Annotated in this window: 25 protein-coding genes and 1 pseudogene; 12 read left to right on the forward strand and 14 right to left on the reverse strand. The window is 63.1% G+C overall.

The annotated features are described in order from the left end of the window. The first annotated feature begins 18 nt into the window (after positions 1-18). From ACN9MY_RS27435 to ACN9MY_RS27470, 8 genes are all read left to right on the forward strand, one after another. Positions 19-627 (forward strand): hypothetical protein, encoded by a 609-nt coding sequence (locus tag ACN9MY_RS27435; protein WP_426164836.1) that lies wholly within the window; start codon positions 19-21, stop codon positions 625-627. Further along, complete coding sequence (locus ACN9MY_RS27440) at positions 627-1,178, forward strand: redoxin family protein (protein WP_426336406.1); 552 nt, start codon at positions 627-629, stop codon at positions 1,176-1,178. Before ACN9MY_RS27435 ends, ACN9MY_RS27440 begins: the two co-directional genes overlap by 1 nt. A 115-nt stretch (positions 1,179-1,293) precedes the next feature. Further along, on the forward strand, positions 1,294-1,731 hold the full coding sequence (gene aroQ, locus ACN9MY_RS27445; protein ID WP_426336407.1) for a type II 3-dehydroquinate dehydratase: 438 nt from the start codon (positions 1,294-1,296) through the stop codon (positions 1,729-1,731). Between the two features lie 95 nt (positions 1,732-1,826). Further along, complete coding sequence (gene accB, locus ACN9MY_RS27450) at positions 1,827-2,297, forward strand: acetyl-CoA carboxylase biotin carboxyl carrier protein (protein ID WP_426336408.1); 471 nt, start codon at positions 1,827-1,829, stop codon at positions 2,295-2,297. Between the two features lie 75 nt (positions 2,298-2,372). After that, entirely contained in the window at positions 2,373-3,731 is a 1,359-nt protein-coding gene (accC, locus tag ACN9MY_RS27455; RefSeq protein ID WP_426164844.1) for an acetyl-CoA carboxylase biotin carboxylase subunit, read from the forward strand. Positions 3,732-3,748: 17 nt separating this feature from the next. Beyond that, positions 3,749-4,660 carry a 50S ribosomal protein L11 methyltransferase gene (gene prmA / locus ACN9MY_RS27460; protein ID WP_426164846.1) on the forward strand — a complete coding sequence of 304 codons (912 nt, stop codon included), beginning with the start codon at positions 3,749-3,751 and terminating at the stop codon, positions 4,658-4,660. Between the two features lie 16 nt (positions 4,661-4,676). Next, complete coding sequence (locus tag ACN9MY_RS27465; RefSeq protein WP_426336409.1) at positions 4,677-7,445, forward strand: DUF3426 domain-containing protein; 2,769 nt, start codon at positions 4,677-4,679, stop codon at positions 7,443-7,445. A gap of 7 nt (positions 7,446-7,452) precedes the next feature. Further along, a complete protein-coding gene (locus ACN9MY_RS27470; protein ID WP_426164850.1) occupies positions 7,453-8,397 on the forward strand; it encodes a carbohydrate kinase family protein in 945 nt (314 codons plus the stop codon). A 160-nt stretch (positions 8,398-8,557) separates the two neighbouring features. Here ACN9MY_RS27470 and ACN9MY_RS27475 read toward each other — a convergent pair whose 3' ends face one another. The 3 genes from ACN9MY_RS27475 to ACN9MY_RS27485 all read right to left on the reverse strand — a co-directional run bounded on the left by ACN9MY_RS27475 (position 8,558) and on the right by ACN9MY_RS27485 (position 9,587). Beyond that, a complete protein-coding gene (locus ACN9MY_RS27475) occupies positions 8,558-8,851 on the reverse strand; it encodes a DUF167 domain-containing protein (RefSeq protein ID WP_426164852.1) in 294 nt (97 codons plus the stop codon). After that, entirely contained in the window at positions 8,848-9,378 is a 531-nt protein-coding gene (locus ACN9MY_RS27480; protein WP_426164854.1) for a YggT family protein, read from the reverse strand. The genes ACN9MY_RS27475 and ACN9MY_RS27480 overlap by 4 nt, the downstream gene beginning before the upstream one ends. 83 nt (positions 9,379-9,461) lie before the next feature. Continuing rightward, positions 9,462-9,587 carry a hypothetical protein gene (locus ACN9MY_RS27485; RefSeq protein ID WP_260115156.1) on the reverse strand — a complete coding sequence of 42 codons (126 nt, stop codon included), beginning with the start codon at positions 9,585-9,587 and terminating at the stop codon, positions 9,462-9,464. Positions 9,588-9,696: 109 nt separating this feature from the next. On the opposite strand from ACN9MY_RS27485, the gene ACN9MY_RS27490 reads away from it, so the two are divergent. Then, positions 9,697-10,491, forward strand: coding sequence for a hypothetical protein (locus tag ACN9MY_RS27490; RefSeq protein ID WP_426336410.1), 795 nt, complete (start codon positions 9,697-9,699; stop codon positions 10,489-10,491). Between the two features lie 677 nt (positions 10,492-11,168). Here the strand turns inward: ACN9MY_RS27490 and ACN9MY_RS27495 are convergent. The 8 genes and pseudogenes from ACN9MY_RS27495 to ACN9MY_RS27530 all read right to left on the reverse strand — a co-directional run bounded on the left by ACN9MY_RS27495 (position 11,169) and on the right by ACN9MY_RS27530 (position 17,319). Continuing rightward, positions 11,169-11,993: a chemotaxis protein CheW gene (locus tag ACN9MY_RS27495; protein WP_426336411.1), complete on the reverse strand. Its 825-nt coding sequence runs from the start codon at positions 11,991-11,993 to the stop codon at positions 11,169-11,171. Between the two features lie 268 nt (positions 11,994-12,261). Continuing rightward, positions 12,262-12,672 (reverse strand): annotated as a pseudogene (locus ACN9MY_RS27500) (chemotaxis protein CheW); the annotation flags it as partial. Between the two features lie 3 nt (positions 12,673-12,675). After that, a complete protein-coding gene (locus ACN9MY_RS27505) occupies positions 12,676-13,359 on the reverse strand; it encodes a methyl-accepting chemotaxis protein (protein ID WP_426336412.1) in 684 nt (227 codons plus the stop codon). A 30-nt stretch (positions 13,360-13,389) separates the two neighbouring features. After that, entirely contained in the window at positions 13,390-13,917 is a 528-nt protein-coding gene (locus ACN9MY_RS27510) for a PAS domain-containing protein (RefSeq protein ID WP_426336413.1), read from the reverse strand. Positions 13,918-13,985: 68 nt separating this feature from the next. Further along, positions 13,986-14,177 carry a PAS domain-containing protein gene (locus tag ACN9MY_RS27515; protein ID WP_426336414.1) on the reverse strand — a complete coding sequence of 64 codons (192 nt, stop codon included), beginning with the start codon at positions 14,175-14,177 and terminating at the stop codon, positions 13,986-13,988. 169 nt (positions 14,178-14,346) lie between these two features. Then, positions 14,347-15,849, reverse strand: a complete 1,503-nt coding sequence (locus tag ACN9MY_RS27520; RefSeq protein WP_426319261.1) for a tripartite tricarboxylate transporter permease — start codon at positions 15,847-15,849, stop codon at positions 14,347-14,349. A 9-nt stretch (positions 15,850-15,858) separates the two neighbouring features. Next, complete coding sequence (locus tag ACN9MY_RS27525) at positions 15,859-16,320, reverse strand: tripartite tricarboxylate transporter TctB family protein (protein ID WP_426164866.1); 462 nt, start codon at positions 16,318-16,320, stop codon at positions 15,859-15,861. A gap of 21 nt (positions 16,321-16,341) precedes the next feature. Further along, a complete protein-coding gene (locus ACN9MY_RS27530; RefSeq protein ID WP_426164868.1) occupies positions 16,342-17,319 on the reverse strand; it encodes a tripartite tricarboxylate transporter substrate binding protein BugD in 978 nt (325 codons plus the stop codon). A gap of 134 nt (positions 17,320-17,453) precedes the next feature. Here ACN9MY_RS27530 and ACN9MY_RS27535 point away from each other — a divergent pair, with 134 nt between their 5' ends. Then, positions 17,454-18,197: a substrate-binding periplasmic protein gene (locus tag ACN9MY_RS27535; RefSeq protein ID WP_426164870.1), complete on the forward strand. Its 744-nt coding sequence runs from the start codon at positions 17,454-17,456 to the stop codon at positions 18,195-18,197. Here ACN9MY_RS27535 and ACN9MY_RS27540 read toward each other — a convergent pair. The 3 genes from ACN9MY_RS27540 to ACN9MY_RS27550 form a co-directional block, all read right to left on the reverse strand. Next, complete coding sequence (locus tag ACN9MY_RS27540; RefSeq protein WP_426336415.1) at positions 18,183-19,937, reverse strand: chloride channel protein; 1,755 nt, start codon at positions 19,935-19,937, stop codon at positions 18,183-18,185. The two genes, ACN9MY_RS27535 and ACN9MY_RS27540, sit on opposite strands and share 15 nt — an antisense overlap. Then, positions 19,934-20,353: a MarR family winged helix-turn-helix transcriptional regulator gene (locus ACN9MY_RS27545; RefSeq protein ID WP_426319264.1), complete on the reverse strand. Its 420-nt coding sequence runs from the start codon at positions 20,351-20,353 to the stop codon at positions 19,934-19,936. The genes ACN9MY_RS27540 and ACN9MY_RS27545 overlap by 4 nt, the downstream gene beginning before the upstream one ends. 90 nt (positions 20,354-20,443) lie before the next feature. Beyond that, a complete protein-coding gene (locus tag ACN9MY_RS27550) occupies positions 20,444-22,036 on the reverse strand; it encodes a mechanosensitive ion channel family protein (protein ID WP_426336416.1) in 1,593 nt (530 codons plus the stop codon). Between the two features lie 86 nt (positions 22,037-22,122). Here ACN9MY_RS27550 and ACN9MY_RS27555 point away from each other — a divergent pair, with 86 nt between their 5' ends. Beyond that, entirely contained in the window at positions 22,123-22,839 is a 717-nt protein-coding gene (locus tag ACN9MY_RS27555) for a substrate-binding periplasmic protein (RefSeq protein ID WP_426336417.1), read from the forward strand. Positions 22,840-23,208: 369 nt separating this feature from the next. After that, positions 23,209-23,454, forward strand: coding sequence for a hypothetical protein (locus ACN9MY_RS27560; protein ID WP_426336418.1), 246 nt, complete (start codon positions 23,209-23,211; stop codon positions 23,452-23,454). The last annotated feature ends 82 nt before the right edge of the window (positions 23,455-23,536 follow it).

Below are 23,536 nucleotides of genomic sequence, written 5' to 3' on the forward strand. Positions count from 1 at the left end.
TTTAGGTATGATGCATCCATGAACCCCGAGATCAAAACCGAAATCGCCGCCGCCGCCGCCCGCATGATCGCGCAGGATGGCGCCGACTACGGCAGCGCCAAACGCAAGGCCGCCCGCCAGATATTGGGCGAGTCGCAAGCCCGCGACCTGTCCGACATCCTGCCCGACAACGAACAGATCGAAGAAGAAGTCCGCCTATACCACGCTCTATATAACGCCGACACCCACCCGGCGCATTTATTCAGATTGCGCGGCCTGGCTTTGCAGGTCATGGAAATGCTGGAACAATACCAACCTTTCCTGACCGGCTCCGTCCTGTACGGTACGGCGGGCATGCACGACGACATCCACCTGCAAGTATTCGTCGACAGCGCCAAGGAAGTAGAAATCTATTTATTAAACAAGAACCTGCAAATCGAGATCTCCGAGTCGCCCCATTTTCGAGGCCCCCGTTTCGAAGATGTTGAAACGGCCAGCTTCATGTGGAAGAACGTCGGCGTGCACGTCGAAATCTATGAGCAGGACGATCTGCGCGGCGCGAAAAAGAAAAGCGGCGACAAGCTGCTGCGCGCCGACCTCACCGAATTGCGCACCATCCTTACCAATAGCTCCCACCCAGCCCAATAATGAAAAAATTTGCAATCTACGCCGTGGCCGCCGTCCTGTTTGCCGGCGCCGGCGCCTGGTACTTCCTCCACACCCAGCAAGCTCCCGCCCCAGCCCCGATCACCACCACCGCGCCAGCCGGCGTGACCAGCCCGGTGGCCGCCATGATGGCCGAGTCCTTGCCAAATGATAAAGGCGTCAAGGAAGCGCTGTCGAAATGGAAAGGCAAGAACCTGCTGGTGAATTTCTGGGCGCCGTGGTGCGCACCGTGCGTGGAAGAGATGCCGGAATTGTCCGAACTGCAAAATTCCGAGCTCGGCAAGAAGGTCCAGGTGATCGGTATCGGCATTGACTCGCCATCCAATATTGCAGAATTCACACAGAAAGTGAGAGTCGCCTACCCTGTTTACGTGGCAGGAATGAGCGGGACCGAACTGTCGCGCCAGTTCGGCAACACGCAAGGCGGGCTGCCCTTCACCGTCCTGATCGGCGCTGACGGCACAGTCAAAAAGACCTACCTCGCACGCCTGAAATTCGACGACCTGAAGGCCGACCTGGCGGCACTAAACTAGCAGAAGAACGCCGCCGAACGACCGTTCTATTAAGTTCCGACAAGTTATTTTCTCTTGCCAATGCTCGTAGATGGCGGCAAAATGCGGAACTTTCGCGGAAAATGGTCAGGGAATCATGGCATCGAACCTGCTGCTACTTAATGGCCCCAACCTGAATTTGTTGGGGACGCGCGAGCCTGAAACCTACGGCGCCAGCACGCTGGCAGACGTTGAACAGGCTGCGCAGGCACAGGCCAACACAGCCGGTGCACAGCTCGCCTGTTTCCAGAGCAACCACGAAGGAGCGTTGATTGACCGCATCCACGCAGCCCGAACCGAGGGCGTGGATTTCATCGTCATCAACCCGGGTGGCTATACCCACACCAGCGTCGCATTGCGCGATGCACTGGCCGGCGTAGCGATCCCTTTTATTGAAGTGCACATTTCGAATATTTATCGGCGGGAGGAGTTCCGCCACCATTCCTATCTCAGCGCAATCGCACAGGGGACGATCTGCGGGCTTGGTATCGAGGGATATCGTCTCGCCATCGACTTTGCTTTAAAAAGCAGTTAATCTACCGCGATCTGCGCACATCTAACGCGATGCCGCCCATAAGGTGACATCAATGTAACCGTCAACATAATAGATAGAACAAGGGAGCCAACAACATGGATCTACGCAAGCTGAAGACGCTGATCGACCTGGTAGCAGAGTCGGACATCGCTGAACTGGAAGTGACCGAAGGCGAAAGCAAGGTTCGCATCGTCAAGTCCGGCGGTCTGGCACAAAACCAGGTCGTGATGATGCCGTCGCAAGCGCCAACCCATTACGCACCCGCTGCCGCTCCTGTCGCAGCACCGGTTGCCGCGCCTGCCGCCGCCGCTCCAGCTGCCGCCGAGCCGACCGGCCACGTTGTGAAGTCCCCAATGGTGGGCACTTTCTACCGCGCTTCCGCGCCTGGCAACCCAGCCTTTGTTGAAGTGGGCGCCACCGTGAAGGAGGGCGACACCCTCTGCATCATCGAAGCGATGAAGCTCCTGAACGAGATCGATGCCGACAAATCCGGCACCATTACCCAGATCCTGGTCGAGAACGGCCAACCGGTCGAATTCGGCCAGCCACTGTTTGTGATCGGCTAAAGCCGGGCCATGGCTGCTGTGGATACCGCGGCAGCCAGCACAATCTCTCCTCCTTTCACAAACATAGAAGCTGCCATGTTTGAAAAAATCCTTATTGCCAATCGCGGTGAAATCGCCCTGCGCATCCAGCGCGCGTGCCGCGAACTGGGCATCAAGACTGTGGTCGTGCACTCCGAAGCCGACCGTGACGCCAAGTACGTGAAGCTGGCCGACGAGTCCGTCTGCATCGGCCCTGCTCCTTCGGCCCAGTCCTACCTGAATATGCCGGCCATCATTTCCGCGGCCGAAGTCACCGACGCGGAAGCGATCCACCCGGGCTACGGCTTCCTGTCCGAGAACGCGGACTTCGCCGAGCGCGTGGAAAAATCCGGTTTTGTCTTCATCGGCCCGCGCGCCGAATCGATCCGCATGATGGGCGACAAAGTGTCGGCCAAGCAGGCGATGATCAAGGCCGGCGTGCCTTGCGTGCCAGGTTCCGACGGCGCCCTGCCGGATGATCCGAAAGCCATCGTGCAGATCGCACGCAAGGTTGGCTATCCGGTGATCATCAAGGCCGCTGGCGGCGGCGGTGGCCGCGGCATGCGCGTGGTGCACACCGAAGCTGCCCTGCTGAACGCGGTCACCATGACCAAGTCGGAAGCCGGCGCCGCCTTCGGCAATCCGGAAGTGTATATGGAGAAGTACCTGGAAAACCCACGCCACGTGGAAATCCAGATCCTCGCCGACGAACACAAAAACGCCGTCTGGCTGGGCGAGCGTGACTGCTCCATGCAGCGCCGCCACCAGAAAGTGATCGAAGAAGCGCCGGCGCCGGGCATCCCGCGCAAGCTGATCGAAAAGATCGGCGACCGCTGCGCCGAAGCTTGCCGCAAAATCGGCTACCGCGGCGCGGGTACCTTCGAATTCCTGTACGAGAATGGCGAGTTCTATTTCATCGAAATGAACACCCGCGTGCAGGTCGAGCACCCGGTGACCGAAATGATCACCGGTATCGACATCGTGCAGGAACAGATCCGCATCGCTTCCGGCGAAAAGCTGCGCTTCCGCCAGCGCGACGTGATGCTGTCCGGCCACGCCATCGAGTGCCGTATCAATGCCGAAGACCCGTTCAAGTTCACCCCGTCGCCAGGCCGCATCACCGCGTGGCACGTACCGGGCGGCCCAGGCGTGCGTGTTGACTCGCACTCCTATGCGGGTTACTTTGTACCACCGAACTACGATTCGATGATCGGCAAGGTCATTACCTACGGCGCGACCCGCGAGCAGGCTATCCGCCGCATGCAGATCGCGCTGTCGGAAATGGTCGTTGAAGGCATTTCGACCAACATCCCGCTGCACCGCGAGCTGATGGTTGACGCACGCTTCATCGAAGGTGGCACCAACATCCATTATTTGGAACAACGGTTGGCAGAGATGCCAAAAGCAGGTAAGTAAAATAGGTAAGAAATAAGATGAGCTGGACTGAAATCGTCATCGAAGTAGCCCGTGAACACGCTGAGGCCCTGTCCGAAGCGTTGATGGATGCGGGCGCGCTGTCGGTGTCGGTGGAGGATGCCGATGAAGGCACCGACGCCGAAAAACCCCTGTTCGGCGAGCCGGGCATGGAGCCGACCGAAGCGGCATGGGATCATAGCCGCGTGGTCGCGCTGACCGATGACGAGGAAGACCAGGCCCTGATCGTGGCGGCTGCCGCCGGCGCGATCGGGCTGGCTCACCTGCCAAAGTTCACCACCCGCAAGGTGGAGGATGCCGACTGGGTGCGCCTGACCCAGTCGCAATTCGAGCCGATCCATATCGGCAAGAACATCTGGGTCGTGCCGAGCTGGCACGAAGCCCCCGATCCGTCGGCCCTGGTGCTGGAACTTGATCCCGGCCTGGCTTTCGGCACCGGCTCCCACCCGACCACCAAGCTGTGCATGGAATGGCTGGAAGCCCACCCGGCTCCGGGCAAGACCGTGCTGGATTACGGCTGCGGTTCCGGCATCCTGGCCATGGTGGCGCGCAAACTGGGCGCTGCCACGGTAGCCGGTGTGGATATCGATCCACAGGCGATCGTCTCGGCCAACGACAATGCGGTGCGCAACCGCGTGGAAGATATCCAGTACTTCGTGCCGGATGATTTCGCGGAATCGGCGTTTGCCTCGCAGCGTTTCGATATCGTGGTCGCCAACATCTTGTCTTCGCCGCTGAAACTGATGGCGCCGATGCTGTCCGGCCGCGTTGCACCGGGCGGTTCGCTGGTGCTGTCTGGCGTGCTGGCGCGCCAGGCAGAAGAAGTCGCTGCGGCCTACGCGCCGTTCATCAAACTGAGCGTCTGGGCTGAGCACGAAGGCTGGGTGTGCCTGTCCGGCACGCTGGCATAAGGTAGCTTCCTGACTGATGGCGCTCGCCACTAAATGCCCCCATTGCAATACGATCTTCAGGGTCGCGGCTGACCAACTGAAACTGCGCGGGGGCATTGTCCGTTGCGGCTCTTGCGCGCTGGTCTTCGACGGCAATGCTGCCCTGGTCGAACCGGCTGCCAAGCCGACTCCTGTCATTCCCGATGTAGTCGCCGAGGCGCCGCCGCCCAAGCCGGCGGTCTCCGATTACGTGCATGGCTCGCCGGTCGATTTCGAGATCGATTTCGGCGAGGAGCCGGCACCTGCTGCGCCACAGCCGCCTGTGGCCGAGCCAGTCTCGCCTGCCGTCTGGCGTACCGCAGGTACTCCGGCCCCTGTTGCCGAGCCAGTGCCCGCTGCCGCCCAGCCCAAAGCGCCCTCGCCTGACGACATCGCCATCGCCGCCGTCACTCGTGCGTTCACCCACGTGACCACGAATCCTGCGGTGGCATCGCCCGCGCCAACTTCGCCATCGCAAGCCGAACCGCCGCAGCCCGCCGCGCCTGCGCAAGCGGCAGCCTCGACGCCTGTCGCCGAGCCATCACGCCCGGCTGCCGCTCCGCTTGCCGCCAAGCCATCGCAACCGGTCGAAGTTTTGCACGCTACGGCGCCGTCACCGGCAGCTCGCGCCCCCTCGTCGCCGGCTGCGCGTTCGCTGATCGATGTAGTGTCGCCCGACGCCGCTTTCACGGCAGCTGCCGAACCATCACCTCCGCTGGTAGCCGACACTGCTGCCGCGGCATCATCAGCCAAGGCGCGGACGCCGGCTGGTTCGTCTTCGCTGGCCGACCTGGTGGCGCCCGATGCCATCTTCACGGCCACCGCAGAACCGTCGCAGCCCCTGGCACCTCCACCGGCCGCCAAAGCGTCGGCCCCGGTTGGCTCAGCCATGCTTTCGGATGTGCTGTCGCCCGATGCCACTTTCTCGGCCGCTACGCAAACAACACCAGCTGCCACCGCACCGACGACGCCAGCACCGCGCACCGCGTTCACGCCAGCGCCAACGCCAATCCCTGCGGCGGCCGCTCGGCCTCCTGTCGACGCAACCACGTCCACGGCGATGCCCCAGCCGGCAGAAAGCCTCCCATTCGGGGCCCCTCCGCCAGTCGACCGGGCGCAACCTGCTGCCCTTGAAGCCGCTCCGCAGCGGGACGAGCCACCTGCCGAGCCGGCGCAACCTGCCGATGCGAGCGCGCTCGCGCCGGAAGAAGCGCTCGAAGTCGAAGCCCCAGCGCCCGTCGAGCAGGCTGGCGCGCCTGCCGACGATACAACGCCTCAGCAGCGGGACGAAACACCTGCCGAGCCGGCGCAAGCTGCCGACGCGAGCGCGCTCCCGCCGCAAGAAGCGCTCGAAGTCGAAGCCCCAGCGCCAGTCGAGCAGGCTGATTCGCCTGCCGACGATGAAGCGCCCCCGCAGCGGGACGAAGCACCTGTCGAGCCGGCCCAAATTGCCGACCAAATCGTGCTCGCGCCCGATGAAGCGTCCGCATTCGAGGCCCCATCACCCATCGAGCACACCGATTCACTGGCCGACAATGAGGCCCGCCTCGAGCCAGCGCAGGCGGTCGAAGATGGCGATGGCGTTCAGCCATGGGACGATACGCCCGCCGGCGAAGAGCACGCGACGACGGAATCTGGCGAGCAGGCCGGCGCTTCCCTCGTGGAGGCTATCGACCAATGGTCGACCGATAATTTACATCCCGACGGCCGCGTCGAGCCCTCGCTCGACACGCCCCAAGAGCACGTGGTGGTCGCCGCCCTTGATGACGCGCACCATTTTGAAGACCTGCCGTCCGAAGAGCCGTCCGAGCCGGTAGCACCAGCAGCCGAGGCAGAGGCGAACCGCCTGAGCGAACCATCCCTGGATGCCGAACCGTGGCACACAGGCGAAGCAGAGGCGTCCGACGACGCTGCGCCAGCCAGCGAAGCATGGAGCCTGTCCGATCCCGACGAAACTGCCCAGCATGCAGTCGCAGCAGTCAACACGGATGCACCGGACGACGGCGCCTCCATCCCCGACGAAGCGCCAGCCGAACAACCGGCCAAATCCCGCCGTGAACGCGCCCTGAAGCGCGCCAAATCGCGCCGCGATGCCAGCGGTCCGTCCGCCGAACACGAAGTCTTTGCGCTTGAAGAAAACGGCCCCGCACAGGAATCGAGCGCCGAAGAAGTTGCTGCCCGCATGCGCGCGCTGGCCGGCGTCGACGAAGCAAAAGCCGAGGCCGAAGCCGAAGACCTCGACCACTCCGACCTGAGCTTCGTGAAGCGCGTCGACCGCAGCCAGAAGTACGGCAAGGCGGTCACGATCACGATGGCCGTCGGCGTCCCGATCCTGCTGGCGGGACTGGTGCTGCAAGCCGCCACCACCTTCCGCGACAGCCTGGCCGCGAATTACCCGCAACTGAAGCCAGCCCTGGCCGCCGTCTGCCAGCCGCTCGGATGCAAGATCGCCCTGCCCACCCAGCTCGATGCCCTCAGCGTCGAACCGGGAGAGCTGGCCAGCATGACTGAAAACACCTTCAGCTTCAGCACCGTCCTGCGCAACCAGTCCAAGACTCCACAAGCCTGGCCGCACATCGAACTGACCCTGAACGACAACGCCGACAAGCCGGTGCTGCGGCGCGTATTTGCCCCGCGCGAATACCTGCCCTCGCCAATCGAGCCCGAAAAAGGCTTCGGTCCGCGCAGCGAGCAAAGCATTAAACTGTACTTCGAGCTGAATGAGCTCAAAGCTTCCGGCTATCACATCGCCATTTTCTACCCTTAAAAATACTATGACTAAAACCGCGCTTGTCTGTGGCTCGCTGGCCATCGACATCATCATGCAATACGAGGGCCGTTTCGGCGACACCCTGCTGGCAGACCAGCTGCACAAGGTCAACGTGTCCTTCCTGGTGCCGACCATGCGCACCGAGTTTGGCGGCTGCTCCGGCAATATCGCCTACTCGCTGAAGATGCTGGGCGGCGACCCGCGCATCGTTGGCGTGCTGGGTCAGGACTGCGCGGCCTACCTGGAGCGCTTCCAGAAGCTCGGCATCTCGACCGACAACATCCTGATCAAGAAGGATGCCTACAACGCGCAGTGCTTCGTCACCGCCGATGCGGACCACAACCAGATCAATGCCTTCCACCCAGGCGCCATGTCGTTCGCGCACGAGAATCCGATCGAGAAAGCCGGCCCGGCCCGCATCGCGATCATCTCGCCGGACGGCCACCTGGGCATGCTGAAGCACGCGGAAGACCTGGCGCGCCTGGGCATCCCGTTCATCTTCGACCCGGGCCAGCAGATGCCGATGTTCACCGCCGAACAACTGATCGGCTTCATCGAGCAGGCCACTTATGTAACCTGCAATGATTATGAAATCGAACTGCTGATGTCGCGCACCGGGCTGACCATCCCGGATATCGCTGCCAAGCTGGAAGCATTGATCGTGACCCGTGGCGAGAAGGGTTCGGAGATTTATACCCAGGGCAAGCGGATCGATATTCCTGCCGTGGTGGTCGATTCGTCGCTCGACCTGGACCCGACCGGTTGCGGCGATGCGTATCGCGCCGGCTTGCTGTTTGGCCTGGTCAACGACCTGGGGTGGGAGTCGACCGGCCGCCTGGCCAGTTTGCTGGGTGCGATCAAGATTGTTACCAAAGGGGCGCAGAACCATGTGTTCACGCCTGCTGAAATCGCGGACAAGTTTGAGGCGGCGTTCGGTTACCGTTTCTGAAACCGGTAAACCAGGGTCAGACCCAAGGGTCTGACCCTGTACGGTCTCCCAGGCGCGGGTTGGGTTCCAGGCTTTTGACGTATTGAGAAGATCAAAAACGCACAACCGAAACCCGCGGCCGTCGCTCTGACGGGGTCAGACCCTTGGGTCTGACCCAGATTTACCGGTTTACAAGACGCGCCACATCCTCCAGCGTCACGCCGGACACTTCCAGCAGCTTCTTCTTATTGGTCTGCCCATGCGTCAGCGTCACCGCGCTGCGCGACACGCCCAAGGCTCCGGCCAGCCACTTCACCAAGGCCTCGTTCGCCTTGCCCTCGATGGGTTGCGCAGCCAGCTTGATCTTCAGGGCATCATCCAGCACCCCGATCACCTCGGTCTTCTTCGCATTCGCCTGGATCTGAACCGCCAGCCGCACGCCGCCCGGCAAGGGCGAACACCAGCTGCGGCTCATGCCACCCCGAACAGCTTGCCCAGCAGAAGTTGGAAGATCTGCAGCAGGATCACCGCCACCAGCACCGACAAGTCCAGGTTGCCAACCAGGGGCACCACCTTGCGGATAGGCCTGAGCAGCGGATCATTCAGCGCGCGCACGAAAGGCGCCAGCGGGGCATGCGGGTTGACCCAGCTGAAGATCACTTCGATGATCAGCAGTGCCATGAAACCGAACAGTATCCACTGCAGGAAGCGATACAAGGCCGCCAGCAACACGTACTCCACCGACCGTCCAATCAGGAAATCGATCGACGTCGCCAGGATTACGATCAGGAACGCCCCGATCAGGCTGGCCCAGTCATAGCCGCCCATGCCGGGAACGATGCGGCGCAGCGGGCGCACCAGCCAATCCGATAATTGAAAAGTAAACTGTGCCACCGACGAAGGCGGCCGGACGCGGATAGCCTGCATCCAGAAGCGCAGCAGCAGCACGCCGCCGAGGAGGCTCGCTATAACATCGACGATCAACTTCAGAATATCAAACACGAGTTCACTCCAAATAAAAAAACCGCTGTGCGATTGTCTCACACAGCGGTGTCTTCGCCATCCGGCACCAAGCGTTTAACGGCTTAGGAAGGACGGGTGCTGGTCGGGAACGGCCAGGCGGCTGCCGGGGCGATCACGGTTTTTGCTGCCGGAGCGGCGGCTGGAGCTGGGGCTGCAGCAGCAGGTGCTGGTGCGGCGGCTGGCTTCACAGCTTCCTTCTTGGGAGCAGCTGGTTTCTTAGGAGCGGCCTTTTTAGGGGCAGCTGGTTTAGCAGCCGGAGCTGCAGCCGGTGCTACGGCTACTGGCGCAACAGCTGGCTTGGCTGCTGGCTTAGCCGAGGCTTTTTTTGGGGCGGCCTTTTTAGCTGCAGGCTTGGCAGCTGGTTTTGCGGCGGCTTTAGGAGCGGCTTTTTTAGCAGCTGGCTTGGCAGCAGCTTTCTTGGCAGCTGGCTTCTTGGCGGCTGGCTTGGCAGCAGCTTTAGGAGCGGCCTTCTTGGCAGCAGGCTTGGCAGCGGCTTTCTTGGCAGCTGGTTTCGCAGCAGCTTTCTTGGCGGCTGGCTTGGCAGCAGCTTTCTTGGCAGCTGGCTTGGCAGCGGCTTTAGCTACGGTCTTCTTGGCTGCTGGTTTAGCTGCAGCTTTCTTGGCTGCTGGCTTAGCTGCTACTTTCTTGGCAACGGCTTTTTTAGCTGCTGGTTTAGCGGCGGCTTTCTTGGCTGCTGGTTTAGCTGCTGCTTTCTTGGCTGCTGGTTTTGCTGCTGCTTTAGCTACAGTCTTCTTGGCTGCTGGCTTGGCTGCTGCTTTCTTCGCTGCTGGTTTTGCTGCTGGCTTAGCAGCGGCTTTCTTCGCTACTGGCTTAGCTGCTGCTTTCTTGGCTGCTGGTTTTGCAGCTGGCTTGGCGGCAGCTTTCTTGGCTGCTGGTTTAGCGGCTGGCTTGGCAGCGGCTTTCTTGGCAGCTGGTTTGGCAGCTGGCTTAGCTGCGGCTTTAGCGGCCGGCTTGGCGGCAGCTTTCTTTGCTGGAGCAGCTGCTTTAGCGGCTGCTGGTTTCTTCTTAGCGGCGGTTGCCATTTTTAGTTCTCCTTCATCTGGGATGGGAAAAATTCACGCACAAATTTAAAACCCGTCCGGCCCTGCGCTGGACCAGGCGAATTATTCATCGGCACAAACAGGGTTGCGGTTTGCGCTAATGAATTCGGCACCCAGCTGAACTGCTGCACCTCCTCACAAGTGCAGCGCTTCAGCCATCGATTCCTGCGCCGGTGCTTGGCAGCGCAGGACTCAAATTCTTTGTCGCGACGATTGCGCGGGTGGGGCGTCAACTCAGCTCCTCGACCCTTCGCCGGGCCACTTGGTACGACCAGCGTTCAAAGAAAAAACCGCCCGGCCTGATCGAGTGATCAGGAGAGCGGCTTCGCTGTCGTCGTGTGGTCTTTAAGCATACTTATGCGTTTTTGGTTCCCATTATTTTTCGATTTTTGCGGTAACAACACACCCGAAAAAACAGTGCTTGCAAATTCACGCGATTTCAAGTTCGCAAAGTACACGAAAGCTTGTCGATGCGCAACCAGCACGCATGATTTTCTTCTTCTTTTTTTGCGCCGATCTGCGAGTTCGCGCACATTAAAGTGCGCATCGCGCGCCGTGCACGCGCTTCGATCCACCATCGCATGGTCGGCCACCTTCGCATAACGCCTTTAGGTAAAGGCTGTATAAAAAATGAAGCGCCCCGGCCCGCGTTTGCGCGCGGGACCGGGGCGACTGATGGCGGCGTTTGAAAATTTTTTTTCGTCGCGATTACGCGACATGCAAAATTCGCTGCATCACGCGTTCGAGATCAAGCAAACAGGTGCTGTGCGTGCAGCCATCTGTTTGCGGCAGCTCCACCACCTCATGCGATTCGGCCGACAGTCCTTGCAGCGCTGCCGAGGCCTTCATCAGCGACGGTGCAGCGAAGCGCTTGCCGTCATCGACGTGACGATGTCGGCCACCGCGTCGACCACCAGGCCGTAACGCCCTTCTTCGCGCTCGATCACCAGCACCTTGCCTGCATCTTCGCCGGCGTCCATCCCGTACAGGCGGCGCAAGTCGACCAGGCTGATGAGCTGTTGGCGCAGGTTCAGCACCCCGCACAGGTAGTCTGGCATGCCGGGCGGGTGGCTGATGTCGCCGGTCGATGATCTCGCGCACCTGCTTCAGCTCCAGCGCGAACAGCTCGCCCACCCGGAAGCTCAAGTAGACCTTGCGTCCGGCGCGCTGGCTGGCTCCCGCCGGCGCCCCGCCCTGGTCGGCTGGATACAGCCGGCGATGGCCCAGGTCCATCTCGCCGATCTCGCTGCGCGAGAAGATGCCCGCGTGGTCCAGCAGGATCACGTCCTCTTCACCGGGCCGCCCCACGCAACCGGCAAACATCGCACTGCGCTCCTTGCTCAGCAAAGGGATCGGCAGCACTTCATCGCTGGTGAAATGCAGGATGCTTTCCACTTCGTCGACCAGGAATCCGATCGTCGCCTCGCCGATGCGGGCGACCAGGATGCGCTGTTCGGCATCGGCCTGCGCGTGCTGGCCGCCGGCCAGCGCAGCAAAGTCCACCACGGGCACCTGCAGCCCGCGGAACAGCATGCGGCCGCGGCCACAGGGGACTGGCCAGGATGGATGCGGCCAGTTCGGGCACGCGAACGATTTCCTGGATCGCCTTCATCTCCATCGCGAACCGGGCGCCGGCGGCACGGAAGCTGATCGCGTGGCGGCGCTCGCCGACCACCCGCAACTGGCGCCGCGATTCGGCGCCGGCGGCGCGCATCGATTGCACCTGCGGCACGTTCTCGATATGCACCAGGCGGTCGATGTCGAGCACCTGGACCAAGCGCCGGCCGTCTTCCAGCAAGATGGTGCCGGCTACTACCCCTTGTGTCGATCCCTCCGCATAACGCAACCGGCTGCGTTGTTCGGGCCGCACGCGCAGGATTTCGCCGGTGGCGTGCACCAGCAGGCCGACCTGCGCTTCCTGGTAGTCGATGATGGCGATCTTGTCCGAAGCTGCGGCCACAGGCGCCGACGGATCGAACAGGCGGCCCAGGTTGACCACCGGGATCACGCTGCCGCGCAGCGTGAACATGCCTTCCAGATAAGATGGGGCGAGCGGCACGCTGGTCATGCGATCGGGAAAGTTGACCACTTCCCGGATGCACAGTGCGGGCAAGGCGAACTCGCTGCCGCCCAGCATGAAAGACCCAAACAGTTCGACCGCCGCCGCGGCGTCCGCCTGCGGCGCCGCCGACGCCACACGCAAGGCTTCCATGGCTTACACCACGAAACCGGCGACCAGCTTGTTCAATTCCCCGGCGCGCGAATTCAGGCTGGCGGTCGACGAGGCAATGCTGTCGCAGCTGCCGGCGGACTGCCCGGCCGCTTCGGCGATATGGTTGATGGCCACGCTGACCTCGCGCGCCGACAACAGTTGCTCACGGGCTTCGTGCGAGATCTCGGCAATGGCTTCGCTGGTCTTGCCGACGCCCTTGACGATGCGGTCGAAGGCTTCGCTAGCCTGGTGCGAGATGGCGGTGCCGGTATTGACCCGCTTGACCGACTTGCTGATCAGCTTGGAAATCTCCTTGGTCGCCTGCGAGGAACGCTCGGCCAGCTTGCGCACCTTGTCAGCCACCACCGAGAAGCCCAGGCCATGCTCACCGGCGCGCGCCGCTTCGATGGCCGCGTTGAAGGCCAGCATATTGGTCTGATTGGCAATATCGCTGATCACCTTGACGATTTCGCCGATGTCTTCCGACGAACGATTGATCAGGTCCATCGCATCGATCGAACGCGCCACGGCCTTGGCGCCCGCCTCGGCTTCGTCCTGGGTCGACTTGGCCGGCTCGTTGGCCTGGCCGGTGCTGGTGACAATCGCATCGATGGAACGGGTCAGTCCTTCGACCGTGGCATTCATCTCCTCGACTGTCGCGCCCAGCTCCTGCGAACCGCCGGCCACCACGCCGGCGCGGTTGGCGATCTCCCGACATCACCCCTGGCCGATCACGCCGCGCAAGTCTCCCATCATCTTGCCGATGCCGGCGCCCAACTGGTCGAGCGGCTCGTCGCCGGCCGGCGGCACCTCGGCCGTCAGGTCGCCCTTGGCCGCGCGCGCCACCGCATCGAGCAAGCGCTCGATCCTGGCGGCGTCGCTGGCTGCCTTGTCCTTGATGCCCTGCTCCATCAGCACCTGCTCCGTGATGTCGCTGGCGAACTTGACGATTTTGAAAGGCGTGCCGTCCATGTCCAGGATCGGATTGTAGGTAGCCTGGATCCAGATCGTCTTGCCGCCATTGCCGACGCGCTTGTAGCGGCCGCCGTCGAATTCGCCGCGGTTCAATTTTTGCCAGAAGCGCTTGTAGTCGACGCTGGCCGCGTAGTCGGTCTCGCAGAACATGCGGTGGTGTTCGCCCTTGATGTCGTCCAGCGTATTGCCCATCGCATCGAGGAAGTTGCTGTTGGCGGTGAGCACATGGCCGCCCATGTCGAATTCGATCACGGCCTGCGCCTTGTCCATCGCGCTGACCTTGTCCTCATACTCTGCGTTGCGCAGCTTGGTGGCCGTGATGTCGGTGGCGAACTTGATTACTGCTTGCCGTCGGCGTCGAACACCGGGTTGTAGGAAGCGTTGATCCAGATTTCCCGCCCGCCCTTGCCAAGGCGCTTGTACTCGCCGTGCTCGAAATGGCCGCCGCGCAGGCGTTCCCAGAATTGCTTGTATGCTTCGCTGGCCACGAACGCGCTGTCGCAAAACCTCGCGTGGTGGCGGCCCTGCACCTCGTCCAGCGTATAACCTGACCGGGCTGTTCATTTGGGTGAGCTCCTGTAGGGATTGTTGCCACTGAGAATTTTCAGTATAGACAGCGCCCTGCGGGGATACTCACGCTTGTCACCGTTGTCGACCCACAACGAAACAACGCCCGGCGTGCCGGGCGTTGTCAGTTTATTACTCCTCGTGGAAGGCTTCTTCCCGCTTCTTGCGCAAGGAAGGCGACAGCACCACCGCCAGCGCCAACACTGCCAGCGCCAGCAAGGTGGCACTGATCGGACGGTTGAGGAACACCATCGGGTCGCCATGCGACAGCGTCATGGCGCGCCGCAGGTACTCTTCCAGCATCGGCCCGATGATGAAGCCGAGCAGCATCGGCGCCGGCTCGGCATCGAGCTTGGCGCAGATATAGCCGAACACGCCGAACAGCGCCATCAGCCAGACGTCGAACTGGGCGTTATTGAGGCTGAACACGCCAATCGCACAGAACATCAGGATGGCCGGGAACAGGCGGTGGTAAGGCACGGTGATCATCTTCACCCACAGGCCGATCATCGGCAGGTTCAGCACCACCAGGAACAGGTTGCCGAACCACATCGACACGATCAGGCCCCAGAACAGATCGGGCTTCTCCGTCATCACCGCCGGTCCCGGGGTAATGCCCTGGATGATCATGGCGCCGATCATCAGTGCCATCACCGGGTTGGACGGGATGCCCAGCGTCAGCATCGGGATGAAGGAAGTCTGTGCGCCCGCGTTGTTGGCCGATTCCGGCGCCGCCACGCCTTCGATGGCGCCCTTGCCGAACTCTTTTGCGTTCGGCGACACCTTTTTCTCGAGCGAGTAGGAAGCGAAGGAAGCCAGCATCGCGCCGCCGCCCGGCAGGATGCCCAGCGCCGAACCGAGGAAGGTGCCGCGCAAGACCGGCGCCAGGATGCGCTTGAAGTCTTCCTTGTCCAGCATCAGCCCCGACACTTTCTTCATCAGGATGTGACGCTCTTCATCATGCTCCAGGTTGCGCACGATCTCGCCGATGCCGAACATGCCCATGGCCACGATTACGAAAGAAATGCCTTCAGCCAGTTCCGGCATGTCGTAGGTGTAACGTTGCTGGCCCGAGTTGACGTCGGTGCCGATCATGCCCAGGAGCAGGCCCAGGATCACCATGCCGATCGCGTTCAGCAAGGAACCGCTGGCCAGCACCACAGCCGCCACCAGGCCCAGCACCATCAGCGAGAAGTAGTCGGCCGGGCCGAACTTCAGCGCCAGGTCGGCCAGCGGCGGCGCAAAGCACGCCACCACCACGGTGGCCACCGTGCCCGCGAAGAAGGAGCCCAGGGCCGCCGTTGCCAGCGCCTTGCCGGCATGTCCCTTGCGCGCCATCTGGTACCCGTCGATGGCGGTCACCACGGAGGATGACTCGCCCGGCAGGTTGACCAGGATGGCCGTGGTGGAGCCGCCATACTGGGCGCCATAATAAATACCGGCCAGCATGATCAGCGCCGCCACCGGCGGCAGGCCGAAGGTGGCCGGCAGCAGCATGGCGATGGTGGCGATCGGGCCCAGGCCCGGCAGCACACCGACGGCAGTGCCGATGAAGACGCCCATCAGGCAGTACATCAGGTTGGTCAGGGTGAAGGCGGTTTCAAAGCCCAGACCCAGGTTGCTTAAAATTTCCATGCCCGCTCCCTAGAAACCGAGCCAGGGGCCGAGCGCAGGTATCGGCAATCCCAACAATTTAATGAACAGCACATAGGCGAAGGCCGCCAGGCCGATGGCCAGCAGTGCCACTTCTTTCCAGCGGAACTTGGGGCTGGCATACGCGCTGACCAGCACCAGCACGGCTGCCGCCGGCACCAGGCCGGCGCCGCGCATCAGGACGCCGAACAGCACCACGGCCAGCGTAACCAGGGCCAGCGGCTTGAGGTGCAGCTTTTCCATCGGTTCGCCGTGGCGGAAGAAGGAACGCAGCACCCCCGCCGCGCCGATCACGGCCAGCAGGATGCCCAGCACGACCGGGAAGAAGGCCGGCCCCATGCGGAAGGAAGTGCCCATGTTCAGGTCGCCGCGCGTGAACACGGCGCCCAGCCCAATGGCGATGAAGATCACCCCGATCCAGAAATCCTTCGGGTGACGAATTGCGGAAGACATCAGAGACTCCTTGGCCGGCGCTTAGTCGGCGTAAACACCGGCTTTGCTGATGATCGGGCCCCAACGGTCGATATCAGCCTTCAGGTGCGCACGCAGGGCTTCCGGCGTGGCGCGCTTGGTTTCCACCGGCTCGGTGCCGAGGTCGGCGAAGCGCTGCTTGACGGCCGGATCCTTCAGCGCCACCTGCAGGGCGCCAACCAGGGTGTCGATCACTGGCTTCGGCGTGCCTTTCGGTGCGTACATGCCGTGCCACACCGCCACTTCAAAGCCAGGAACGCCGGCTTCGTTCAGGGTCGGCACGTCCGGCATCGACGGCACGCGGGTCTTGGTGGTGACGCCGTAGACCTTCACCTTGCCGCTCTTGATCTGGCTGGTGGTGTTGGTGGTCTGGTCGCACATGAAGTCCACCTGGCCGCCCAGCAGGTCGTTCATGGCCGGGCCGGTGCCCTTGTATGGCACGGTGGTCAGGTCAGTCTGGATGGCGGACATGAACAGCATGCCGCACAGGTGGGACGCCGAACCGAGGCCGGCGTTGGCGTAGGTCACCTTGGCCTTGTTGGCTTTTACATAAGCCAGGAATTCCTTGAAATCCTTGGCCGGGAAGTCCTTGCGCGCCACCAGGGTCATTGGCACGTCGGTCACCAGGCCGATCGGCTCGAAGCTGTCGATGGCGTTGTAGCTCAGCTTGCGGTACAGGGCCGGCGCGGTGGAATGGCCGATGTGGTGCAGGAAGATGGTGTAGCCGTCCGGAGCCGCCTTGGCGGCGCGCGCCGCGCCAATGGTGCCGCCGGCGCCGCCGACGTTTTCCACAACGATCTGCTGTTTCAGCTTGGTGCCCATGGACTGCGCCAGCAGGCGCGCCACGGTGTCGGTCGGTCCGCCGGCTGCGAACGGCACGATCAGGGTGATCGGCTTGGTTGGGTAGCTCTGTGCCTGCGCGAGGCCGGCGCCGAACAGGGGCAGGCATGCCATTGCGGTGATGAGGGCGCGTCGTTTCATGTGGTTCTCCAGTTGCTGATTAATTGTTGGATTTGCGCTACTAGTAATGTTGTACCAGCAATTATTGGAGGACACAAGTCGGGCCTGTCAGTTTGATTGACTTCGCGCCTCAAGACGCACATGATTGGCTGATCATGGCTCCCAAGCTGCACCTCGCCGCATCGTTCCTGGCGCTGCCTTTGGCGGCATCGGCCGGCTCGCTCCAGCTGTTTACCGAGTACACGCCGCCCGACATCATGCGCGATGGCGAACGAGTCGTCGGCATCTCGCCGGACAAGGTGAAGGAAATCATGGCGCGCGCCGGCATCAGCTACACCATCGAGATCATGGCGTGGCGCCGCGCCTACGAACTGGCGCTGCGCACGCCGGCTTCCTGCGTATTCTCCACCTCCCGCACGCCGGAGCGGGAAGCCCTGTTCAAATGGGTTGGGCCGCTGCGCGAAGTGGACTGGACGCTGTACGGCCTGGCCAACCCGCCGTTCCGGCTCGCCACGCTGGATGACGCCAGGCACCTGCGCATTGGCGGCTACAACGGCGACGTGCGCGCCCAGTTCCTGCTGGACCGCGGCTTCAAGGTGGATATTGCGCCCGACAATTTTTCCAACCCGCGCAAGCTGCTGGGAGGCCGTATTGACCTGTGGGCGACCAGCCACCAGCTGGCCAACGGCGTGCTGGCGCAGGAAGGCCTGCTCGGCAAGATCGTGCCCCTGCTGACCTTCCACACCTCGCGCGCCTACCTGGCCTGCAACAAGGCGGTGCCGGACGCGCAGGTTGCCGCCATGTCGGCGGCCATGGCGGAAATGGTGAAAGACGGTACCTCGACTGCGATCGACCGCAAGTATGCCAACTGGCGGCCAGCGCCCTCACCCACCCGCTGACCTGGGCAAGCGCAAGCGCCGGAAGCGGTGGCGCCGGTGCTCCTCGTTGTCGAGCGAAAGCGAGGACTTGACCAGGTCGCTGCGGCTGATCACGCCCACCAACTGGCGGCTGCCGGCATCGGCCACCACCGGCAAGCGCTCCAGTCCGTGCACCGCCAGACGCACCGCCACCGTGCGGCAAGTTTCGCCGCGCAGCGCCACAATCGGGGCGTTCACGCCATACAGCTCGCGCACGTGCACGGCGTGGCTGGCCTGCACCAGGGTCGCGCGATCAAGCATGCCCAGCACCGCGCCATTGCTGGTGACCGGATAGGCGCGGTGGCGCTGCGCCGCGCCGAAGTGGGACGCCAGCACGTCGGCAACGCGCGCATCCGCGTCGATCGACACCGGGGCGGCCGTCATCACCTCCTCCACGCTATGCCGCTCCAGCGGATCGATGCCGTATTCGCGGTAGATATGGTGGCCGCGGCGAGCGATCTTCTCGGTCAGGATCGAACGGTGCATGGTGATGACGGTGAAGCCATAGGCCACCACCGAGGCTGCCAGCACCGGCAGCAGCGCATTCGCATCGTGCGTCAGCTCATAGGCAAAGACCGTGGCCATGATCGGTGCGCGCATCATGCCGCCCAGGGTGGCTGCCATGAACACCAGCGGCCAGACCGCTGGCGAGCCGCCCGGCAGGTAGGGCGCCAGCAGCGTTCCCAGGCCGGCGCCCAGCATCAGCAAGGGCGCCAGCACGCCGCCCGACGTGCCCGAGCCGAGCGCGATCAGCCACATCACGGCCTTGGCGGCCAGCAGCGTCGCCACCACGCCGGCGGCCAGGTGATTTTGCAGCAGGTCGCCGATCACGTCATAGCCGACGCCCAGCGCGCGCGGCTGGAAATAGCCGCCGATGCCGATCGCCACGGCGCCCAGCGCCGGCCACCACATCCAGTGCAGCGGCAGCTTGTGGAAGCCGTCTTCAATGCGGTACAGCGCGGTCGACAGCAGCCACGCCATGGCGCCGCACAGCACTCCGGCCACGGCGCAGGACAGCAAGGCTACCGGCGGCAGCTGCGGGCTTTGCTGCGGGAACAGCGGCCCCGCTTCCATCAGCAGCGGCCGCAGGAAACCGGCCACGGCGCAGGCAATGGCGACCGGCAGCAGGCTGCGCGGGCGCAGTTCGAACAGCAAGAGTTCAACCGCCAGCAGCAGCGCCGCGATCGGCGTGCCGAAGACGGCCGTCATGCCGGCCACCGCGCCCGCCACCAGCAGGGTCTTGCGCTCGGCATCGCTCAAATGGAAATGCTGCGCGAACAGCGAACCGACCGCGCCGCCGGTCATGATGATCGGCCCCTCGGCGCCGAACGGCCCGCCACTGCCGATGGCAATGGCCGAGGCCAGCGGCTTGAGCACCGCCACCTTGGGCGACATCGCACTGCGCTTGAACAGGATGGCCTCGATCGCCTCGGGAATGCCGTGGCCGCGGATCTGCTCCGAACCATAGCGGGCGATCAGGCCAATCACCAGTGCGCCAATCACCGGCACCACGATCACCCAGGCGCCCAGCGCATGGGCGGACGGCGCTTGCGGCGCGGTCGACAGGGACTGGAAAAAGAACAGGTTGGTGAACAGCGAAATGGCCTTCAGCAGCAGCCAGGCGGTGCCGGTGCTCAGCATGCCGATCAAGGCAGCCATGGCGCCAATCTGCAGCAGGCGCGCGTCGCCGCTGAAATCGCGGCGTGGATCGTACGGTTTCATGGTGTGGCGGGCAGGTTGGGAACGGTGAAGACGCCGTGCAGCGATTGCAGTTCGGCGCGGTGGATGGCAGCCAGGCGCAGCAACACTTCTTCGCCGGCGGGCAGCAGGTGGACTTCGACCCGGCGCCGGTCTTGCACATGGGGGCGGCGCTGCACCAGCCCGGCCGCCTCGCAGCGGCCCAGCAATGCGACGACGCCATGCTGCTGCGCCTGCAGCCGTTCGGCCAGCTCGCCGACGGTGGCCCAATCGCGGCCGGGAAAGCCCTTGATATGCAACAGCAGCAAATACTGCAGTGGCGTGATGCCTTCGGCCTGGGCCGCGTTCTCGGAAAAGCGCTCGAAGCGCCGCATCTGGTAGCGGAATTCGGACAGGGCCATGAAGTCGGCCTTGGCCAGGGTATCTGGTGGAGACGGCATTTTTATATCACGATATGATGTAATTAGCCGGTCATGATACCACCGTTTTTCTATCTGCAACCAGGCCGGCCAGCGCTGCCTGTCGCGGGATCACGCCGCCGGCTTTGACCTCGCAGGCGCCACGATGTGCGGTTGCTGCGGTTCTTGCGTGAAGTGCGGCGACATGATCTGGACGCCTTCGCGATTGAAGACGTCGACCACCTGCTGGTGTAGTAGGCTGAGCAGCTCGGCACGGCTATTGGGCGAGCTCAGTACCGAGCATGCCACGAGCTTGTATTCGATATAGAAATCGGACAGGGCGCTCTGGATCACATACGGCCGCGGTTCCGCAGCAATGCCCTCGGTGGTCGCAGCCGCTTCCTCCAGCATGGCGTAGACCTGGCGCCAGGGCGTGTCATACCCGATGGTCACGCTCGTATCGACCACATAAGCGCCCGGCACGGCGCGCGAGTAATTCTTGATCGTATTCGACAGTACCCAGGCATTCGGCATTGCCACATCCACGCCCATGCCGGTGCGCACGCGGGTATCGAAGATCCCGGGTTCAACCACCGTGCCCTGCACGTCGCCGATGCTGACGTAGTCGCCCTTGCGCAGCGCCCGCGTATACATCAGGATCAGGCCTGCCGCACCCTGGCCGACAATGCTGGAGGCGCCGATCGACAGCATCAGCCCAGCCAGCACCGTCACCCCCTGGAAGGCCGCCGTGTGCGAACCGGGCAGGTAGGGGTAAGCCATGGCCAGCGCAAACAGCCAGATCACCACCTTGCCCAGGCGGCGCGTCGGCACTGCCGTATCGCGATCGAGCCAGCCGAAATGCAGCTCGCCGCTTTCGATGCGCTTGAAAACAGAGGCCAGCGTGGCGCTGGCAAGGCGCGCCACGACAACAATCACGGCAACGAGCAGCAGGCCGGGAATCGCATCGGCCACGTTGCCGGCGATTTCAGCGGCGGTATCGAGCAGGAATTGCTGCAAGCGTTCGCCCCAGTTGCGCGCGAACGGAATCCGCGCGAGCACAAAGGCCAGCCAGACGTAAGCGGCCAGCAGCCCCAGGAACCAGGCCGCAACATCCATGGTGAGCCGCATGAAATGGACCAGGTGTTCCGCATCGAGCACGCGCACGTTGCGCACCCGGACCTGCGCCAGGCGCCGCCCCAGGATCGCCTCCAGCCGGCGCCGGCCCTGGCGGCGCAGTGCCGCCAGCACCCACAGGAACAAGGCCAGCGCGCAGCTGGCCAGGGCGCACAAGGCCAGCGCTTGCGCGATATAGGCCGGGCTGCGCTGCTCGCGGCGTTCCAGCAGAGCTTTGTTCAATTGCGCGGCGCTTTCATGCGCCAGCAGCTCGGTGGTATCACCCGCCAGGGCGTTGACGTCGCCGGGAGACACCAGGAACAGCAGCGAGCCGTCCAGCAGGACTTGCGTACCCTCGGCGATCGAACGGGTGCTGGCCTGCTGCGGACCGCCTTGCGCAAGCGCGCGTTCGAGGCGTTTCTCTGCAGCTTCGGCGCGGTCATGTGGGGGATAGCCGCTCAGCATCGCGCGGAACACGAAGACTGTCCGGTTGCCGACGGTGAGCCGCGCGAGCGGCGCCTCTGGCTGGGCCGCCGGCGTGGCACTTGGCAGTGCGTGGCTCAACTGGCTGAACGTCAGCAGAAAAAGACAGAAAAGCGTGCGTAGCAGCATGGGTTCCTTCGTGTCAATTTGCGTGCCATCATTGCATACAATGCTGTACAACTCAATCCATGCGCTCGCCACCGCCAAGCATGAAAATGTTACGACTGCTCGTCCTCAGTTGCCTGCTGCTGTCCGCACCGTGCGCAGGGTGCGGCGAACTGGTCGTGCTGGTCGACCGGGCGGCCGACATGCCCATGGCCCGCATCGACAATGGCCGGCTGGCGGACGGCGTGCACAAGATGCTGGGAGAGGCGCTGGCCCGCGGCACGGGGCGCGAGCTGCGCTTCCTGCTGCTGCCGCGCAAGCGCATTGCCAGGGCCTTGCAGCAGGGCGAGGCCGACATCCTGTGCGGCTATACGCCGGAATGGATCGAAGGAGACTATCTATGGACGGAGCCGGTGTTCACGGCGGAGGAAGTCCTGGTCACCGATGCCCGCCATCCGCAACCGCATTCCATCGCCGACCTGCGCGGACAGGCCATCGGCACCATCCTCGGCTACCAGCATCCTGAAATCGAAAAGATTCTCGGTGCCGGCTTTGTACGGGACGATTCGCCCAATATGGAAACCAATCTCGAGAAACTGGCGCGCGGCCGGGTGCACCATGTGCTGATCGCGCGCGCTGTCCTCGAATACCGGCAGCGCCTGCGGGCCTTTCCACTGAACCTGCACCCGCCCCTGACTGCGGCGAGCTTCACGACCCGCTGCGCGGTTTCACGCAAAGGCCATCTCAGCCTGGAAGAAGCCAATCGCGCGATCGCTGCCGCCGCCAGAGACGGCACGCTCGCGCGGATCCTGGCGCAGTTTCGTTAGGCGCCTGTCCGGCTTCACGTGTCGATGTTTTCAGCTCGTTTGGCAGCAGATAGGTATAGCTCTTTGGATCGAACATTTCCTTCCAGGTTTTCGTGCCCACCTGGATTCCTTCCTGCATGCCGGCCTTGCGTGTGATATACAGCGGTGTGAACGTCGAGTCGCTTACCGGGTCGGTGCGATAGGACCACTACAGTTGGTTGCAGCGGCGCGGAACGATGGCGTACTCCTCGTCCGCCTCCTCGCTCGACGCTTCCGGCGAACCCTCACCCTCGGCAGGCGCAGTCTTCTTTTCGTCCTTGTTTTTTCCCAGTCGGCATACGCGCTCTCGGTTTCCTTGCAGTTGCCGGCCCCAGGACCTGGAACGCTGCCGTGAACTCGGTCAGCACGACGATCTGTTCATTGCGCTGCGCCAGGACCACGTTGCTGGTGGTGGTGAAGTGTTCGCCCACGGCGGCTTCATTGGCGGTAGTCTTCAGCCCCCCCGGCATCGACGCTCAAGGCTTCGAACGAATCCTGGCCATCCTTCGATTCGATGGCGAGGCCGCTGGTGACCAGGTAGAGCTCATCGCCTCCTGGCCGTCGACTTTCTTTTGCTGTACGACCGTGATGGAGTAAGTTGCGTGGTTCATTTCGTCAACGTAGAGCCAGCCTTTCCGCGACTCCGAGTACTTGCCATAGTTGCGCCTCATGAGCCCGT

It is taken from the genome of Pseudoduganella sp. R-31, assembly GCF_049913235.1.
GTDB lineage: Bacteria > Pseudomonadota > Gammaproteobacteria > Burkholderiales > Burkholderiaceae_D > Rugamonas.